Genomic DNA, 17,508 nt, shown 5'->3' with positions numbered 1-17,508 from the left:
CTGATCGTCGAGCCACACGATAAGCCGTTGAAAACACGACCGAAACGGCGCGAAAACCGGTGTAATGTCTTGCGTGCCGACCCCATTCGTGTTATATTCTCCGGCTTCTCACTTGCCACACCGGATCCGACGCCCGGGTGGCTTCTATCCATAAGTCAGCACAAGGAGTGAATATGCGTCATTACGAAATCGTATTTATCGTGCATCCCGATCAGAGCGAGCAGGTGCCCGCCATGATCGAGCGCTACAAGACCACGATCACGTCGCACGGTGGCCAGATCCATCGTATCGAAGACTGGGGCCGTCGCCAGCTGGCCTACATGATCGAGAAACTCGCGAAGGCACACTACGTCTGCATGAACATCGAATGCGATCAAACCACGCTCGACGAGCTGGAGCACGCATTCAAGTTCAACGACGCGGTTCTGCGTCACCTCATCGTCAAGCAGAAAAAGGCTGAAACCGGCCCGTCGCCGATGATGAAGGAAGTGCAGCGCGAAGAAGCCAAGAAGGCGGCTGCCACGCAACCGTCCGAAGCGCAGGCTTAAGACATCGTTATTTAAGCCATCAGGATTAAAGCGTCGCTCTCGTGAACAGGCTGCAACTGACAGGCAGCGTCGTCGAACGCGAACCGGTGCGGTACACCCCCGCCGGCGTTCCGATTGCAAGCTGTACGTTGCTTCACCGCACGGAAGTCGTCGAAGCCGGGATTAAACGGCAAGTCGAACTGACCATGCCGGCGGTGGCCGCCGGCGAGACGAGCGGCAGGCTGGAAAAGTGTGGAATGGGCGTCGAAACGCTCTTCACCGGTTTTCTGGCCAAAAAGAGCCGCAACGCCCGAACCCTGGTGTTTCACATCACAGAATTGCAGGACATTGGAAAGGACTGAACATGCCCCGCCCGACTGGTAAGAAATTCGACAAACGTCGTCAGCAACAAAATCCGCTCTTCAAGCGCAAGAAGTTCTGCCGTTTCACGGCAGCTGGTGTCGACCAGATCGATTACAAAGACATCGAAACGCTGAAGGACTTCATCGGCGAGAACGGCAAGATCACGCCGGCGCGTCTCACGGGTACGAAGTCGCACTATCAACGCCAGCTGGACACGGCAATCAAGCGCGCGCGTTTCCTCGCGCTCGTGCCGTACACCGACCAGCACAAGGCCTAACCCGACGACGCAACAAGGAGCATCCGAATGCAGATCATTCTTCTCGAAAAAGTCGTCAACCTGGGCAACCTGGGCGATATCGTCAAGGTCAAGGACGGTTACGCACGTAACTTCCTGATCCCGAACAAGCGCGCCCGCCGTGCCACGAAGGAAGCGATCGCTGAATTCGAAGTCCGCCGTGCGGAACTCGAAAAGGTCGCCGCTGAAAAGCTGGCAGCCGCTCAGGTCCAAGGCGAAAAGCTGGCAGGCTCGACGGTCCAGATCGGCCAGAAGGCTGGCGTCGACGGCCGTCTGTTTGGCTCGGTGACGAACGCCGACATCGCTGACGCGCTGGTCAAGCAAGGCTTCGCTGTTGAAAAGGCGCAAGTGCGTCTGCCGGAAGGTCCGCTCAAGCTGGTCGGCGACCATCCGGTTCAGATCTCGCTGCACACCGACGTGCTCGTCGACGTGACGGTGTCGGTGCTGGGCGAACACGCTTAAGACGGTCGGGTAACACAGTAGTATTCGCCAGGCTGTTTCTGGCACACAGGCGGGAGCCGGGAAACCGGCTCCCGCCTTTGCGTTGTGCGGCGCCCGGCGTCGGAGGCCGTCTTTATGGTTTCCCGACGCCGCCATTTGCACGATAATCCGTCTCCATGAACGCACCGTCGAAAGATCCCCAGCTCGAATCGCTGAAAGTCCCGCCACACTCAATCGAGGCCGAACAATCGGTACTCGGCGGCCTGCTGCTGGATAACGCGGCGTGGGACCGCATTGCGGATTTCCTGTCGCAGAGCGATTTTTACCGCTACGACCACCGGATCATCTACGAACACATCGGCAAGCTGATCGCGGCGACGCGTCCTGCTGACGTGATCACGGTTTTCGAGGCACTCGGCACGGCGGGCAAGGCGGATGACGTCGGCGGTCTGGCCTATCTCAACGCGCTCGCGCAGAACACGCCGAGCGCGGCGAACATTCGCCGGTACGCGGAAATCGTGCGGGATCGGGCGGTGTTGCGCCGCCTCGTTTCGGTCGCCGACGAAATTTCGGCCGACGCGTTCAATCCGCAAGGCAAGGAAGTGCGCCAGCTGCTGGACGAGGCCGAATCGAAAGTGTTTTCGATCGCCGAAGACGGCGCGCGCGGCACGCAGGGTTTCCTGGAGATCGGGCCGCTGCTCACGCAGGTCGTCGAGCGGATCGACACGCTGTACCACACCGCGAATCCGAGCGACGTCACGGGGACGCCGACAGGTTTCGTCGACCTCGACCGGATGACGTCGGGCATGCACGGTGGCGAGCTGATCATCGTCGCGGGGCGGCCTTCGATGGGTAAGACCGCGTTTTCGATGAACATCGGCGAATATGTCGCGGTCGAGTATGGTCTGCCGGTGGCCGTGTTCTCGATGGAAATGCCGGGCACGCAGCTCACGATGCGTATGCTCGGGTCGGTTGGCCGGCTCGACCAGCACCGCATGCGAACCGGGCGCCTGACCGACGAAGACTGGCCGAAGCTCACGCACGCCGTGCAGAAAATGAGCGAGGCGCAGATTTTCATCGACGAAACCGGCGGTTTGAACCCGATGGAACTGCGCTCGCGGGCGCGACGCCTGTCGCGTCAATGCGGCAAGCTCGGCCTCATCATCATCGATTACCTTCAGCTGATGAGCGGTTCATCGTCGGCGGGCGAGAACCGGGCAACCGAAATTTCCGAAATTTCCCGTTCGCTGAAGAGTCTCGCGAAGGAACTCGACGTGCCGGTCATCGCGCTCTCGCAGTTGAATCGCGGTCTGGAGCAGCGGCCCAACAAGCGCCCGATCATGTCTGACCTGCGCGAATCCGGCGCTATCGAGCAGGATGCCGACGTGATCCTGTTCATCTATCGTGACGAAGTCTATAACCCGGACAGTCAGGACAAGGGCACCGCCGAGATCATCATCGGTAAACAGCGGAATGGTCCGATCGGGCCTGTTCGGCTCACGTTCCATGGTCAATTTACGAAGTTCGACAATTTTGCGGGCGCGCAGAATTTCTACGGCGAGTAAAGCCAGCGCGGCCTGATCTGTTGTAAGGACGCCCTCACAAGTGCGGCATCCGGGCCACGACGGTACAATATTGCGGTTTTATGTCAGTCATATTCGTGGCCAATTTCCGGGATCCCAATGTTCGGTCGATTCATGCCCACCGAGGGCAAGTTCTTTGAATATTTCAACGCGCATGCCGCCTGCATCATGTCGGCGAGCCGCGAACTCGAGCTCCTGATCGATAACCTGTCGGATGCCGAGATCCACAAGCAAAACGTGCAGGCCGCCGAAAAAGCCGCCGACAAACTGACGCACGAAACAATCGACCTGCTGCACAAGACCTTCATTACGCCGCTCGACCGCGACGAGATCCACAAGCTGATCACGACGATGGACGACATCCTCGACCTGATGGAGGACGTCGCGACCGCCATTTCGCTGTACGACGTACAGGCCGTTACCTCCGAAGCGAGCCAGCTGGCGCATATCTGCACGGCGACGAGCGAGCGTGTGCAGTTCGCGGTCGGCCTGTTGTCGGACATGAAGCAGGCGAGCCAGATCCTGAAAGCGTGCGAAGACATCGACCGCCTCGAATCGGAAGCGGACCGCGTGCTGCGTGCCGCGATATCGAAACTCTTCCGCGAAGAAGACAATGTAAAGACCCTGATCAAGCTCAAGGCAATTTACGAACTGCTCGAGACGATCACCGACAAATGCGAGGATGTGGCCAACATCATCGAAGGCATCGTGCTGGAAAACGCCTGAGATGCAATCGATTCAACTCGCTATCTGGGTCGTCGTTGCCCTCGTTGCCGTTGCGCTCGTATTCGACTTCATGAACGGCTTCCACGACGCCGCGAATTCGATTGCGACCGTCGTGTCGACCGGTGTCCTGAAACCGCAACAGGCGGTGGCCTTCGCGGCGGCCTTCAACGTCATCGCGTATTTCATCTTTCACCTCAAGGTCGCGCAGACGGTCGGCAAGGGCACGATCGATCCGCAAATCGTCGACCATTACGTCATATTCGGCGCGCTGGTCGGTGCGATTGGCTGGAATATCGTCACGTGGTACTACGGCATTCCGTCGAGCTCGTCGCATGCGCTGATCGGTGGCCTTGTCGGCGCCGCGCTCGCGAAGTCGGGTTGGGGCTCGCTCAACCTCGACGGCCTGCTGAAAACGGTCGCGTTCATTTTCATCTCGCCGCTGCTCGGCTTCGTGCTCGGATCGTTCTTCATGCTGGCGGTGTCGTGGCTCTACTTCCGTACGCCACCCAGCAAGGTCGACCGGCGCTTCCGGCGTCTCCAGATGGTATCCGCGGGTTTGTACAGCCTCGGCCATGGCGGCAACGACGCGCAGAAAACCATCGGCATCATCTGGATGCTGCTGATCGCGACTGGCTACGCTTCGGCAACCGCCGACGCCCCGCCGATCTGGGTGATCGGCGGCTGTTATCTGTCGATGGGCCTCGGCACGCTGTTCGGCGGCTGGCGAATCGTTCGCACGATGGGGCAGAAGATCACGAAGCTCAAGCCAGTGGGCGGTTTTTGCGCCGAATCGGGTGGCGCGATCACGCTCTTCATCGCTTCCTCGCTCGGCATTCCGGTATCGACCACGCACACGATTACCGGCGCGATTGTCGGCGTGGGCGCGACGCGAAAGCTGAGCGCCGTGCGCTGGGGCGTTGCGGGCAATATCGTCTGGGCCTGGGTTCTCACGATTCCGGCTTCCGCGGTGCTCGCCGCGGCCGGATGGTGGGTCGGACACCATCTGTTGTAAATCCTTGAAGCCTCGCGCGCCGGCTCGCATCAGATGAGCGGCGAGCTGCCCCCATCCATCGGGATGATCGCCCCGGTGACGTAGCTTGCACGCCGGCTCGCGAGGAACAACGCGACGTCGGCGATTTCTTCCGGCTTCGCGTAACGCCCAAGCGGCACCTTCGCCTGTCCGCGCGTGAGCGCCTCGTCCGTGCCGATGCCTTGCTGGCCGGCTTCCAGCTTCAATGCTTCTTCAACACGTTCCGTGAGCGTGGCGCCCGGATTGATCGCGTTGATCCGGATGCCGTAGCGTGCGTAGTAGTGCGCCAGCCCCACCGTGGCCAGCATCAGCGCCGCGTTGGCGGCGCCGCCTGCGATATGAATGTCGCTGGCGATCTTCCCGCCCATGCCGATGACGTTCACGATGGTGCCGGGCTCCGATCCTCCGCCCGCCTTGATGCGCTCGACCATCCTGCGCAGCACTTCCTGCTGCGGGTAGATGTATGGAAAATACTTCGCCTCCATCGTTGCCTTGAACGCAGCGGCATCGAGTGTTTCCGGGTCGTAGCGTTTCGCCGCCCCGGCGCTGTTGATCAGGATATCGATCGGCCCCATCGCCTGACTGGCTTCCTCCACGACGTCCGCCGCGCTGCGGGGCTCGTGCAGATCCGCGCGCGTTAAATGCACATGCAGACCTTCTTTCGCCAGTTGCTCGCGGGCACGGGCGAGATTGGCGGGATCGCGCGACACGATTGCAACCTTCGCGCCTTCCGTTGCGAACGCGCGTGCGCACGCAAGCCCGATTCCCTTGCTGCCGCCTGTGATCAGTACCACCTTGTTTTTCAGACCGAGATCCATCGCATGTCACCCGCTATCAGGAGAATATGGGCAACGATAGCAGAGCCCCAGACCTGCGGCGAGTCGGCCGAACGGCATATGGACTGGGTCGGGGGAAAGTCAGAAACTGCCGTTGGCAAAACGGGCAATCGGATCGTCGCCGGATTGCGTGGGCGCGGGAAGGGGGCGAGAGGCGGTGGAGGCGCGCATGATCCGTACGCCATCATCGGCGTCGGGTTGCGACGGTTGTTGTATTTGCCCGGCTTCTTGTCGCGCCTGCTGTGCCTGGCGCGCAGCGACAGCCGCGGGCGGCGGCGGTTCGAAGGCGTCGGCAGCGGCGTCGATCGCGTCTGGTGCCGGGGTGGCGGTGCTCGAAGGCAGCGATGGGCGCGAAGATGTGGAAACGTCGGTCTGGAGCGGTGCATCTGCTGCTTGAGCTTGTGCAGCACCAGAGATGGCGGCCGGCGAAGTTGCACCCGCCGCGCGTGCCTGCATCTGGGCGGCCGTCATGCCGGGCGGAGGCGGCTCGAACGGATCGGCGGATGCTGGGCGAGGGGCGGCAGGAACAGCTGCGAGCGCGGCCGGCTGCGTTGCCGTCGCGAAGGTTGCAGCGGGCGCGGCCGGCTGCGTTGAACGCGGCGTGCTGACGACGGTTCGCGTCAAAGGCGCGGTGGAAGTGCCACCTGCAACTGATGAAACCCCAGCCCCGTACGCGGATTGCGGGGGCGGCGAGCGCGAAGCCGTTTGCGATGGGGCCGAGCCGCTGGACTCCGGCGTGGCGGACGCCTGATAAGTCGGCGTATCGAACGGCGCGGGTTTGCCGGCGGGTGGCGCAACGCGGCGGATGCCGTCGAACCGCTTCGCCCAGTAGGGGTTCGTCAGATAGTCGATCCGCACGGTGCCGCCGGTCGATGGCGCGTTCACGAAGCGAAGCTTGCCGACGTAAATGCCGACGTGCGAGTGCGGCCGTCCGGTCGTGTTGAAGAAAATCAGGTCGCCAGTGGCGATTTTATCGGGTTCGACCGACTCGCCGCGGCTGCTCATGTCCGCCGTCGTGCGGGGCAGATTGACCGATGCCGCCCGCGACACCACGTAGCGCACCAGCCCGCTGCAGTCGAAGCCGCTGTCCGGCGTGTTGCCGCCCCAGCGATAGGGCACGCCGACAAGGCTCATCGCCTGAATCGAGATTTCCTCGCGCCCGACGGTGTGATCGACGAAATTGGGGAAGCCAGGCGGAATGGTCCGGTATGCGCCCGCACTCGACGTGGCCGAACTGGCGGGCCCACGCGTCGTCTTCTGCGGCGCGCCCGAGCAGGCGGCGAGCAGAAGCACGATCAGCAGCGAAAACCCGGTTCGGCGCATGGCGACGCGGACGGGCGTAAGCGCCCGCTTAAGGCGAAGATGTGCCGATGGTAGCCCGTCCGGCGTGGGCCAGGCAATAAAACCTCATGATTTACTTGAAGTTCGTGCGCTAACTGTTGTTGTCGCGAAACGGGGATCGAACCGGCAAAGTCATGAAAAAAGCCGCGCCGGAGTGACCCGGCGCGGCTTTCCGACCCGTCAGACTGATAAAAACTACAGGATTTCGGAAGCGTAATCGGCCAGTCGCGAGCGTTCGCCGCGAGCCAGCGTCACGTGTCCGCTGTGCGCCCAGCCCTTGAAGCGGTCGACCACGTAAGTCAGGCCCGAACTGCCTTCCGTCAGGTACGGCGTGTCGATCTGCGCGATATTGCCGAGACAGATGATCTTCGTACCCGGACCCGCCCGCGTGACAAGCGTCTTCATCTGCTTCGGCGTCAGGTTCTGCGCTTCGTCGATGATCAGATATTTGTCGACGAACGTCCGGCCGCGCATGAAGTTCATGCTCTTCACCTTCAGGCGCGAGCGGATCAGTTCCTGGGTGGCGGCGCGTCCCCATTCACCGGCGGCGTCGTCGGTTTTCTGGAGCACTTCGAGGTTGTCGTCGAATGCGCCCATCCACGGCTGCATCTTTTCCTCTTCCGTGCCGGGCAGGAAGCCGATGTCTTCGCCGACCGGCACCGTCGCGCGCGTCACGATGATCTCGTTGTAGCGCTTGTCGTCGAGCACCTGCGCGAGGCCCGCGGCCAGCGCGACGAGCGTCTTGCCGGTACCCGCCTGACCCAGCAGCGTGACGAAATCGATTTCCGGATTCATCAGCAGATTGAGCGCGAAATTCTGCTCACGGTTGCGCGCCGTGATGCCCCACACGTTGTTCTTGTGATGGCCGTAGTCGCGCAGGGTCTGCAGCAGCGCGGTCTTGCCGTTCAGTTCGCGAACGAGCGCGTGGAACGCCGGCTCGCCGTTCTGCGGCTCGAGGTAGACGAATTCGTTGACGAGCATCGACGCGCACAGCGGACCGGTCACGCGGTAGTACGTCGTACCGGTCTTCGTGTCCTGCCAGCTTTCCATGCCCTTCGCGTGCTTCGTCCAGAAGTCCTGCGGCAGCGCGCGAATGCCCGAATAGAGCAGGTCGCTGTCTTCGAGAACCTGGTCGTTGAAATAGTCTTCAGCGGGCAGGCCGAGTGCGTGTGCCTTGATCCGCATGTTGATGTCTTTCGACACCAGCACGACCTGGCGGTCCTCGCGATCGCGCTGCAACGCGCGCACGACACCCAGAATCTGGTTGTCCGCCTTGCCTTGCGGAAGGCCTTCAACCGGCTCGATGTGCGTGAGCTTCGTCTGGAAATACAGGCGTCCGGCGGCCTCGCGGCTGCCGAGGCGCGACAGCGAAATGCCTTCCGACATCTCGCCCGCGTTGGCGACGAGCGCGTCGAGCGTCCGGCTGACCTGGCGCGCGTTACGCGCGACTTCCGACATCCCTTTCTTGTGGTTGTCGAGTTCTTCCAGCGTCATCATCGGCAGATAGACGTCGTGTTCCTCGAACCGGAACAGGCAGCTCGGATCGTGCATCAGCACGTTCGTGTCCAGCACGAAGAGCTTGCGGATTTCGATCTCGTTCGTTTTGCGGCCACGGTTTTTCGCCGTGCCACGGGTGCCCGGAGCGGCCGCGGCGGGCGTGGCCGCGTCCGCCTGCTTGCCCGCGCGGGCAACGACGGGTTGTGCAGCGGGCTGCTCCGGCTCGGCACGGGCCGGCACCGGTTGCAGCAACGCGGCGGTCTGTTTCTGCCGGCGTCCGCGCGCGGGCGCTTCGGCGGCGGGTGAAGCCGGAACGGGGCGCAGCGTCGTGGCGGCGTTGGCCGCATGCGACATCGGCGGCGCGACATTGGCGCGGCCGATGTCTGCTACTGGTGCGGCTGTCTGTGCAGGCTCGCCTTCGTGCGCCTGTTTGCGGGCGGATTTCGCCGCCGGGCTGGCTTTCACCTTGTATTCATCAGGCGGCAGGAGATTGCCGAGCTTGCTGGGTGCGGTAGGCAAAGGCATGGTTTCCCTCGAAAAAAGCGGGTCACATATCGTGCGTCGCCTGTCGCATCCTGTCGTGCCCGATTTGCGCACGCAGTTTGCGTCCGGAGACGCGCTTTGGTCTAGAAATGCCGGTTCGCCTGAGTTTCGATGAGCTCCTCGAGGAAAACGCGTTGCTGAACGAAAGAGCGGCTTCGCGCAAATAAAAAAGCCGCCGCCCCGACAAACGGAGCAAGCGGCTCGACTTCGGTCGTCGCGTGGCGCCTCACTTCTTCGGCGGCGGTATCGAACCCGGCGTCAAAGTTGCCATTGAAGGCGGCACAGCGGCGGAAAGAATGGGATGGACAGTCACTCATTGCAGCCCAATATAACGCGCCTCAAAGGCCTTGTACAGTTTCCAGGATCTCGTCGACGTGTCCCGGCACCTTGACGCCGCGCCATTCGTGACGCAGCACGCCGTCGCCGTCGATCAGGAACGTCGAGCGCTCGATGCCACGTACTTCCTTGCCATACATTTTCTTCAGTTTCATGACACCGAAGAGCAGACACAGCGTTTCTTCGGGATCCGATACCAGCGTAAACGGCAGTTCGAGCTTCGACTTGAAATTGTCGTGCGAACGGACGCTGTCGCGCGACACGCCGACGATCTCCGCGCCGGCCTTTTTGAACTTCGGATACAGGTCGCGGAACTGCAGGCCTTCGGTCGTGCAGCCCGGCGTGTTGTCCTTCGGATAAAAATACAGCACCACCTTCTTGCCCCGCAGACTGGACAGCGTGAACTCGCCGCCGGTCGCGGCAGCGGTGAAGTCGGGGACGGGTTGGTCGACTGCGATAGGCACGAGGTTCTCCGTTTGTTATTGGCCGGCGCACCGCGATGAAACGGCGACGCCGGATCTTGAGCTTCGAGCGGGGAAATCAGGCGAATCGGCAAACCAGCAAACCGGCGCGGTACACGGACTGGCCCGCGGAGCGCGGCGCGGATCAGTCAGGCTGGACGATCAGTTCACCGGAGCGGCCAAGAATTTCACCCCACGTGACAGGGTACGATGGCAGCGTGTCGCGGTCCAGCGTGGCGTGGTAGTCGCCCATGGTCGCGAACGTGTAACCCTGCGCGCGCCAGCCGTCGAGCAGCTGTTCGAACACGGCCGCGAGTTTCTGCCCCTCGAGTTCCGCATGCAGGGTGAACACGTGATCGCGCGGATTATTCCCGGTGAGTTTCAGATACCAGGCCGCCACGTTGCCGGTATCCACGCCGTCGACACCCAGCACTTCGTCGAGTGTCGGCAGGGTGGTGGGCATCTGCACGTGCGACAACTGCCGCCCGTTCACGACCGGGAAGTACGGCGAATGGCCACGGCCGTCGGACGCATACTGCATGCCCCACGCGTCGATCTGCTCGAACGCATCGCCGTTCATCTGCCAGCCGGCCGCGCCGTGCGTGACGGGCGGCGAACCGAATACCTCGATGAAGCGCGCGTGGCTTTTCTGCATCTCGCCGATGGTCCATTCGCGCGAACGTGTACGCACGTTGTCCTGCCAGTACACGTGATCCCATGTATGGATGCCGCACTCGAAACCGGCCTCGTGGATCGCGCGCATGTCGGACGCGGCACGCGCGCCGACGTCGGGACCGGGCAGCAGCACGCCGTACATCAGTTGCTTCACGCCGTAATGCTCGACCACCGAGGTGCGCGACACCTTCTTCAGGAACCCCGGCCGCAGCACCCGGCGCATCGCCCAGCCGGTGTGGTCGGGGCCCAGGCTGAAAAGGAACGTCGCGCGCGCCTTGAAGCGGTCGAAAATGCGCGCGAGATTCGGCACGCCTTCACGCGTGCCGCGCAACGTGTCGACGTCGATCTTCAGAACGATACGAGGCAAGGTCGGCCCTCTGTTTTACTGCTGTTCGACCAGCGCGCGCGCTTCGCCCACATGCCCGCGATACGCTTCGAAAATCTTGCGCAGTGCTTCGTCGAACGTGGAAACCGGCTTCCAGCCGAGCTCCTGCATCGTGTTGTCGATCTTGGGCACGCGGTTCTGCACGTCCTGATAGCCGGCGCCGTAGTAGGCACCCGACGACGTCTCGATCAGTTGCACTTTCTTCGCCGTCTCCGCGTATTCGGGGAATTCGGCGGCGAGCGCAAGCATCTTGTGCGCCAGTTCGCGCACCGAGAAGTTGTTCACCGGATTGCCGATGTTGTAGATCTTGCCCGACGCGACGCCGCCCTTGTTCTCGATGATTTTCATCAGCGCGCCGATGCCGTCGTCGATATCGGTGAACGCGCGCTTTTGCGCGCCGCCGTCGACGAGGCTGATGTTCTCGCCGCGCACGATGTGGCCGAGGAACTGCGTGACCACGCGCGAGCTGCCTTCCTTCGGCGTGTAGATCGAGTCGAGGCCCGGGCCGATCCAGTTGAACGGACGGAACAGCGTGAAGTTCAGGCCTTCCATGCCGTAACCCCAGATCACGCGGTCCATCAGCTGCTTCGAGCACGCGTAGATCCAGCGCGGCTTGTTGATCGGGCCGTAGGTGAGGGCCGATTCATCCGGGTCGAACTGTTCATCGGAGCACATGCCATAGACTTCCGACGTCGACGGAAATACCAGATGCTTGCCGTACTTGACGGCCGAACGCACGATCGGCAGGTTCGCCTCGAAGTCGAGTTCGAACACGCGCAGCGGCTGCTTCACATAGGTAGCCGGCGTGGCGATCGCGACGAGCGGCAGGATCACGTCGCACTTCTTCACGTGATACTCGACCCACTCCTTGTTGATCGTGATGTCGCCTTCGAAGAAGTGCATCCGCTCGTGGTTGACGAGGTCGCCGAGGCGCTCGGTCTGCATGTCCATCCCGAACACTTCCCAGTCGGTCGTTTCGAGAATGCGTTTGGACAGGTGATGGCCGATGAAGCCGTTCACACCCAGAATCAGGACTTTTTTCATGAAGGATGGCGGGAAGAATGAATGAGCTGGGCGAACCCGGCGGGGGTGACGACAGTTTCCTGTCCGTCGCGCTGGTGCCGCAATTCGTGGATCGCGATCGCGCGGCCGTCGCCGCATATCGCAAAAACGGCATTATCGCTTACGTGCAGACCCGGCGGCAAATCCGACTGGATCGCGCCCGGCCGCGTGAGCCGCGCGCGCGCGACGACGTACCGTTCGCCGCCGATCTCGGTGAAGGCGCCCGGGTAGGGCGGCGCGACCGCGCGGATCAGGTTGTACACCTGCTGCGCGGGCTTGCTCCAGTCGATACGGCCGTCCTCGGGCTTGCGGCCGCCAAAGTAGCTGCCCTGCGCCAGGTCGTTCGGCAGATGCGGCGCCTCGCCGGCCAGCAGCGCGGGCAGCACGCGCCAGAGCGTCTGTTCGGCCGCGACGGTGGTCTTGTCGAAAACCTGCGCGGCGGTGTCGTCGGGCAGGATCGGCACGGGCGTCTGCGCGAGGATCGCGCCGGCGTCGGGCTTCGCGGCCATCTCGTGCAGCGTCGCGCCGGTTTCCGTTTCGCCGTTCAGCACGGCCCAGTTGGTCGGCACGCGGCCGCGGTATTTCGGCAGCAGCGAGCCGTGCATGTTGTACGCGCCGCACGCGGCCAGCGCCAGCAGGTCGACCGGCAGCATATGCCGGTAGTAGAACGAGAAGATGAAATCCGGCCGCGCGGCGCTCACCGCCGCGCGCAGTTCGGCGCTGTGCGGGTCGGCCGGCGTCACGACCGGAATGCCGTGTTCGGCCGCGACGGAGGCGACGCTGCCGAACCAGATGTTCTCGGTCGGGCTGTCTTCGTGCGTGACGACGAGCGCGACGTCGACGCCGCGCGCGAGCAGCACCTGCAGGCAGCGCACGCCGACGTTGTGATACGCGAATACGACCGCGCGTGGTTTCATGGTTGCGAGTCCTGGTCGATCACCGGCGCGTTCTGCAGGTTCTGCACACCCTGCACGACGGTTTGACGCGGCGTCTGCGTGACGGCCGCGCCGTCGCGCTGTTCGAGGATGGTCTGCACCAGATAGCGCGGCCGCGCGCGCACCTGCTGATAGATGCGCCCAATATATTCGCCGAGCAGCCCGAGCGCGAAAATGATCACGCCAAGCAGGAAGAACGTGATGGCGAACAGCGTGAACACACCTTGCACTTCCGCCCCGATGATGAAGCGGCGAATCAGCAGCAGCACGAAGAGCCCGGCGGATCCGAACGAAAGAATCACGCCGATGAACGACAGCCATTGCAGCGGCACCACTGAAAACCCGGTCACGAGATCGAAGTTCAGCCGGATCAGGCTGTACAGCGAATACTTCGATTCGCCCGCGAAACGCTCTTCGTGCGCGACCTCGATTTCAACCGGGTTCTGCGCGAACGTGTATGCGAGCGCCGGGATGAACGTGTTGATTTCGCCGCACCGGTTGATCGTGTCGATCACCTGGCGGCTGTACGCGCGCAGCATGCAGCCCTGATCGGTCATCTTGATGCGCGTGATGCGCTCGCGCAGACGGTTCATCGCGCGCGACGCCTTGCGCCGGAAGAGGCTGTCCTGGCGCTGCGTGCGGATCGAGCCGACGTAGTCGTAACCTTCGCGCATCTTCGCGACGAGCTTGGCGATTTCCTCGGGCGGATTCTGCAGGTCCGCGTCGAGCGTGAGCATGATCTCGCCGCGCGACTGCTCGAAGCCCGCGAGAATCGCCATGTGCTGGCCGAAGTTGCCGTTCAGCAGGATCACGCGCGTCACGTCCGGCCGCACGCGAAACTGTCCGGCGAGGATGGCGGCGGACCTGTCGCGGCTGCCGTCGTTGATGAAGACCACTTCATAGGTCGTGCCCAGCGCGTCGAGCGCTGGATACAGGCGATCGAAGAGAGCCGGGAGACCCTGTTCCTCGTTGTACACCGGAATGACGATTGAAACTTCCGGCACGACGGAGTGATGTTCCGTTTGACTCATTTCCGCTTATTTTCCGTATTGTTCGCAAATTTCATTGAGCGCGCGGCACACACGCGCCACGTCGCCTTCGTTCATCAGCGTGAAGAGCGGCAGCGTGACCGTGGTCGCGCCGAAGCGCTCCGCGTGCGGGAACATGCCTTCCCTGAAGCCGCGCGCGCGATACAGCGAAAACAGGTGAATCGCCGGGTAATGCACGCCCGAGCCGATCCCGCGCTCCTTCAGTTGCGCCATGAAACCGGCGCGGTCGAGCGACAGCTTTTCCAGCGGCAGCGTGATCTGGAACATGTGCCAGTTGCTGTTTTCGAAGTCCGCGAGCGGCAGGCCCACGCCGAGCCTGACCGCGGCGCCGCCTTCGAGGCCCGCGAAATACGCGCGCGCGAGCTTTTTGCGCTGCGCGATGAAGCGTTCGAGATGCGGCAGCTGGCCGAGACCGACGCGCGCCGCGACGTCGGTCAGGTTGTATTTGCCACCCAGCACGTCGCAGTCCATGCCGTCGAAGCCGGTCCGCGTGATGCCTTGCAGGCGGTATTTCTGCGCGAGGATCGCTTCGTCTTCGTTGTTGAGCACGAGCGCGCCGCCTTCGATCGACGTCAGGTTCTTGTTCGCGTGGAAGCTGAACGACACGATATCGCCGATCCTGCCGATGCGCTCGCCTTTCCAGGTCGAGCCGAACGCCTGCGCCGCGTCTTCGATCACGCGCAGCTTGTGCGCGCGGGCGATGTCGTACAGGCGGTCCATGTCGACGGGCAAGCCGGACAGGTACACCGGAATGATCGCCTTCGTGCGCGGCGTGATCGCCTTTTCGAGCAGGCCGAGGTCGATGTTGCGCGTTGTCGGGTCGATGTCGACGAACACCGGCGTCGCGCCCGTTTCGATGATCACGTTGCTCGTCGAGACCCACGACGCGGGCGTCGTGATGACTTCGTCGCCTTCCTTCACGCCCGCGATACGCAGGCCGATTTCGAGCGTCGCCGTGCCGGAATTGAACGTGCGCACCGGACGGCCGCCGCAGAATGCCGACAGCGCCGCTTCGAACTGCTGGTTCTGCGGGCCGGTCGTGATCCAGCCGGAACGCAGCACGTCGGCCACGCCCTGAATCGTTTCTTCATCGATTTCCGGACGGACGAACGGTAAAAACGGAACGGTTGACTCGGTCATGAATGCAGTGCTCTATAAAAAGTGTGCAAATTCGCGCTTCGGCGGGTGATGCGGGGTCCGGCCAGTTGCGCCACGCGCGCCGCGCAATTCCGGCTAGCTTCGCGCCAGCACGACAACGCCAACGAGAATGATGCCGATGCCGACCAGCTTCTGGACCGACATGATTTCACCGAACAGATACCAGGCGGCGAAGGCGTTGACGACATACCCGAGCGAGAGCATCGGATAGGCAATCGATACGTCCACCCGCGACAGCCCCACGACCCACACCGCGACGCTGATCACATAACAGGCGAGGCCGCCGATGATGGGCGGCTGCGTCGCGAGCCGCCACGCGACAGGAATGATGTTCGCACGGGTGAATTCAAAGTGTCCAACGGCATTCGTGCCCGCCTTCAGCAGCAACTGGGCGCCCGCGTTCAGCGAAACGCCCGCGAGAATACAGAAAAGGGAAACAGGGTTCATCGGCGAGAAGCGGTCCCGTAGTTGATATATGGGGTCACTGTTGCGGTTTTTCCACGTCTGGTTTTTCGGTGCCCGATTTTTCGGCATCCGGCTTTTCCACGGCCGGTTTTTCCACGCCCGGCTTTTCCACGATCACGCGGCGCGAATCGCGTGCGACGACCTGCATCGGCACATGCTGGGCCGACAGATCGCTGAAACGCTGGGTTGTCATCAGGGCCAGCCCATACGGCTCCGCGTCCCAGCGCTGGATCCATTCGGCGATGGTCGGCACCCATTTCTGCGGTTCGACGGTGACGCCGAAACGCAGTTCGTCCGGATTTTCGACCATGATCATCGTGTGACCGACGTAGAACGGCATCGTATGGTCGAGCACGCCGACCGAATAGAACGGGGCGTCGGGCGGCAGCTTCGCGATGGCGGCGCGCACGGCCGGCGCGAGCGGGGCGCCCGAGCTCAGGCGGCCGAACACGTCGTGCCCGGTGCCGGCGATCGTGCCGAGCAACACCCAGCCGGCGGCGAACGCGACCGTCGCGCCGACAATGCCGCCGCGGCTGCGGCGGTTGATCCAGAGCGCGACGATCGTCAGCACGAAGGCCACGGCGAGCGCGGCGTACACCCAGACCTGAAACGCGCGGTACAGCTCGTTCGGGTTGCGGGCGTTGCCGGCGCGGCTCAGGAAGATCGCGCCAAACGCCGCGACGACGAAAAACACCGCATAGCCGGCCAGATGCCGGCGGAATTCATCGCGTTTGAGAAGCGGCAGATACATGCCGAGCAGCAGCGCGAGCGCGGGCGCGACGGGCAGCGTGTAAGAGATCAGCTTCGAATGCGAGGCGCTGAAGAACAGGAAAATGAACGCCGACCAGACGATCAGCAGCATCGGCGGTGAAAAGCCGTTTGGCTGGCGCGGCACGCGCAGCGCGTGCCGGATGCTTTGCACGCTGACCGACAGCCAGGGCAGGAAGCCGACCAGCAGCACGGCCACGAAATAGTAGAACGGGCCGGGGCGATTCTGTTCGGGCGTCAGATAGCGCTGGAACTGCTGCACGATGAAGAAGAAATTCAGGAACTCCGGATTGCGCTGCTGCACGAGCACGAACCACGGCGTCGCGATCGTGAAGAACACGATCAGGCCGCTCACCAGATACAGACGCTTCCAGATCGCCCAGTCGCGCGCGATGAGCGTATAGAGCACGAGCGTCGTGCCCGGCAGGATCACGCCGATGAGGCCCTTCGACAGCACGGCGAGCGCCATCGTCCCCCAGCACAGCCACATCCAGAGCCGTACGTGGTTCGCGGGCACGTTGGGGCGCTGCGCGAGGAGGAGCGAGCATAGCGTGACTTCCATCCAGAACGACAGGCCCATGTCGAGCGTGTTGAAGTGGCCCATCAGGTTCCAGTACGGCGAGCTCGCGAGCACGATCGCGGCGAAGACGCCCGTCGCGGCGTTGAAAACGCGCGCGCCGGTAAAACCGATGAGCAGCACGCCCGCAAAGCCCGTCAGCGCCGTATAGAGACGCGCCTGCCATTCACCGATGCCGAACCACGCGAACGTGAGCGCGTTGAACCAGGTTTGCAGCGGCGGCTTCTCGAAGTATTTGTAGCCGTTGTAGCGCGGCGTGATCCAGTCGCCGGTCACGAACATTTCGCGTGCCATTTCCGCATAGCGGCCTTCGTCGCTTGGCAGAAGGTGGCGCCAGCCGAGCGGCACGAACCAGATTAGCGCAAGCACGAGGATCAGCAGCAGGATCGCGGTGCGGTTGAGCGGTAGCCGTGACGGCGTATCGTTCATGTGGAATCAGCCTGTTTGTCTTTGCC

19 protein-coding genes are annotated in these 17,508 nt (G+C 62.8%); 7 read left to right on the top strand and 12 right to left on the bottom strand.

From position 1 onward, the window contains the following. The first annotated feature begins 173 nt into the window (after positions 1-173). The 7 genes from rpsF to BLV45_RS12275 all read left to right on the top strand — a co-directional run bounded on the left by rpsF (position 174) and on the right by BLV45_RS12275 (position 4,947). Positions 174-548 carry a 30S ribosomal protein S6 gene (gene rpsF, locus BLV45_RS12305; RefSeq protein ID WP_090533281.1) on the top strand — a complete coding sequence of 125 codons (375 nt, stop codon included), beginning with the start codon at positions 174-176 and terminating at the stop codon, positions 546-548. Between the two features lie 41 nt (positions 549-589). After that, a complete protein-coding gene (priB, locus tag BLV45_RS12300; RefSeq protein WP_090533279.1) occupies positions 590-889 on the top strand; it encodes a primosomal replication protein N in 300 nt (99 codons plus the stop codon). Between the two features lie 2 nt (positions 890-891). Then, the gene (gene rpsR, locus BLV45_RS12295; RefSeq protein ID WP_074264854.1) at positions 892-1,167 is read left to right on the top strand and encodes a 30S ribosomal protein S18; all 276 of its coding nucleotides are present in this window, start codon (positions 892-894) and stop codon (positions 1,165-1,167) included. Between the two features lie 27 nt (positions 1,168-1,194). Beyond that, on the top strand, positions 1,195-1,647 hold the full coding sequence (gene rplI, locus BLV45_RS12290) for a 50S ribosomal protein L9 (RefSeq protein ID WP_090533278.1): 453 nt from the start codon (positions 1,195-1,197) through the stop codon (positions 1,645-1,647). Positions 1,648-1,802: 155 nt separating this feature from the next. Then, on the top strand, positions 1,803-3,191 hold the full coding sequence (locus tag BLV45_RS12285) for a replicative DNA helicase (protein WP_090533276.1): 1,389 nt from the start codon (positions 1,803-1,805) through the stop codon (positions 3,189-3,191). A 117-nt stretch (positions 3,192-3,308) separates the two neighbouring features. After that, the gene (locus tag BLV45_RS12280; RefSeq protein WP_090533273.1) at positions 3,309-3,935 is read left to right on the top strand and encodes a DUF47 domain-containing protein; all 627 of its coding nucleotides are present in this window, start codon (positions 3,309-3,311) and stop codon (positions 3,933-3,935) included. 1 nt (position 3,936) lies between these two features. Further along, a complete protein-coding gene (locus BLV45_RS12275) occupies positions 3,937-4,947 on the top strand; it encodes an inorganic phosphate transporter (RefSeq protein WP_090533270.1) in 1,011 nt (336 codons plus the stop codon). Between the two features lie 29 nt (positions 4,948-4,976). On the opposite strand, the gene BLV45_RS12270 is transcribed toward BLV45_RS12275, so the two are convergent. From BLV45_RS12270 to BLV45_RS12215, 12 genes are all read right to left on the bottom strand, one after another. Beyond that, on the bottom strand, positions 4,977-5,783 hold the full coding sequence (locus tag BLV45_RS12270; protein WP_090533267.1) for an SDR family NAD(P)-dependent oxidoreductase: 807 nt from the start codon (positions 5,781-5,783) through the stop codon (positions 4,977-4,979). A 99-nt stretch (positions 5,784-5,882) separates the two neighbouring features. Then, a complete protein-coding gene (locus tag BLV45_RS12265; RefSeq protein ID WP_090533264.1) occupies positions 5,883-7,124 on the bottom strand; it encodes a C40 family peptidase in 1,242 nt (413 codons plus the stop codon). Positions 7,125-7,337: 213 nt separating this feature from the next. After that, positions 7,338-9,164: a PhoH family protein gene (locus BLV45_RS12260; protein ID WP_090533262.1), complete on the bottom strand. Its 1,827-nt coding sequence runs from the start codon at positions 9,162-9,164 to the stop codon at positions 7,338-7,340. 101 nt (positions 9,165-9,265) lie between these two features. After that, positions 9,266-9,499, bottom strand: coding sequence for a hypothetical protein (locus BLV45_RS12255; protein ID WP_090533260.1), 234 nt, complete (start codon positions 9,497-9,499; stop codon positions 9,266-9,268). A 21-nt stretch (positions 9,500-9,520) separates the two neighbouring features. Continuing rightward, positions 9,521-9,982: a peroxiredoxin gene (locus BLV45_RS12250; protein ID WP_090533258.1), complete on the bottom strand. Its 462-nt coding sequence runs from the start codon at positions 9,980-9,982 to the stop codon at positions 9,521-9,523. Positions 9,983-10,124: 142 nt separating this feature from the next. Next, positions 10,125-11,021 (bottom strand): polysaccharide deacetylase family protein, encoded by an 897-nt coding sequence (locus BLV45_RS12245; RefSeq protein ID WP_090533256.1) that lies wholly within the window; start codon positions 11,019-11,021, stop codon positions 10,125-10,127. Positions 11,022-11,036: 15 nt separating this feature from the next. Beyond that, positions 11,037-12,083: a bifunctional UDP-4-keto-pentose/UDP-xylose synthase gene (locus BLV45_RS12240; RefSeq protein ID WP_090533254.1), complete on the bottom strand. Its 1,047-nt coding sequence runs from the start codon at positions 12,081-12,083 to the stop codon at positions 11,037-11,039. Beyond that, entirely contained in the window at positions 12,080-13,018 is a 939-nt protein-coding gene (locus BLV45_RS12235; RefSeq protein WP_090533252.1) for a formyltransferase, read from the bottom strand. The genes BLV45_RS12240 and BLV45_RS12235 overlap by 4 nt, the downstream gene beginning before the upstream one ends. Further along, entirely contained in the window at positions 13,015-14,067 is a 1,053-nt protein-coding gene (locus BLV45_RS12230) for a glycosyltransferase (protein WP_090533250.1), read from the bottom strand. The genes BLV45_RS12235 and BLV45_RS12230 overlap by 4 nt, the downstream gene beginning before the upstream one ends. A 6-nt stretch (positions 14,068-14,073) precedes the next feature. Beyond that, positions 14,074-15,225, bottom strand: a complete 1,152-nt coding sequence (locus tag BLV45_RS12225; RefSeq protein ID WP_090533248.1) for a DegT/DnrJ/EryC1/StrS family aminotransferase — start codon at positions 15,223-15,225, stop codon at positions 14,074-14,076. A 93-nt stretch (positions 15,226-15,318) separates the two neighbouring features. Then, positions 15,319-15,690, bottom strand: a complete 372-nt coding sequence (locus BLV45_RS12220) for an SMR family transporter (protein WP_090533246.1) — start codon at positions 15,688-15,690, stop codon at positions 15,319-15,321. A 34-nt stretch (positions 15,691-15,724) separates the two neighbouring features. After that, complete coding sequence (locus BLV45_RS12215) at positions 15,725-17,482, bottom strand: glycosyltransferase family 39 protein (protein WP_090533244.1); 1,758 nt, start codon at positions 17,480-17,482, stop codon at positions 15,725-15,727. Positions 17,483-17,508 lie beyond the last annotated feature (26 nt).

Source organism: Paraburkholderia sartisoli (genome assembly GCF_900107685.1).
GTDB lineage: Bacteria > Pseudomonadota > Gammaproteobacteria > Burkholderiales > Burkholderiaceae > Paraburkholderia > Paraburkholderia sartisoli.
This window is presented reverse-complemented; position numbering and strand designations above follow the sequence as displayed.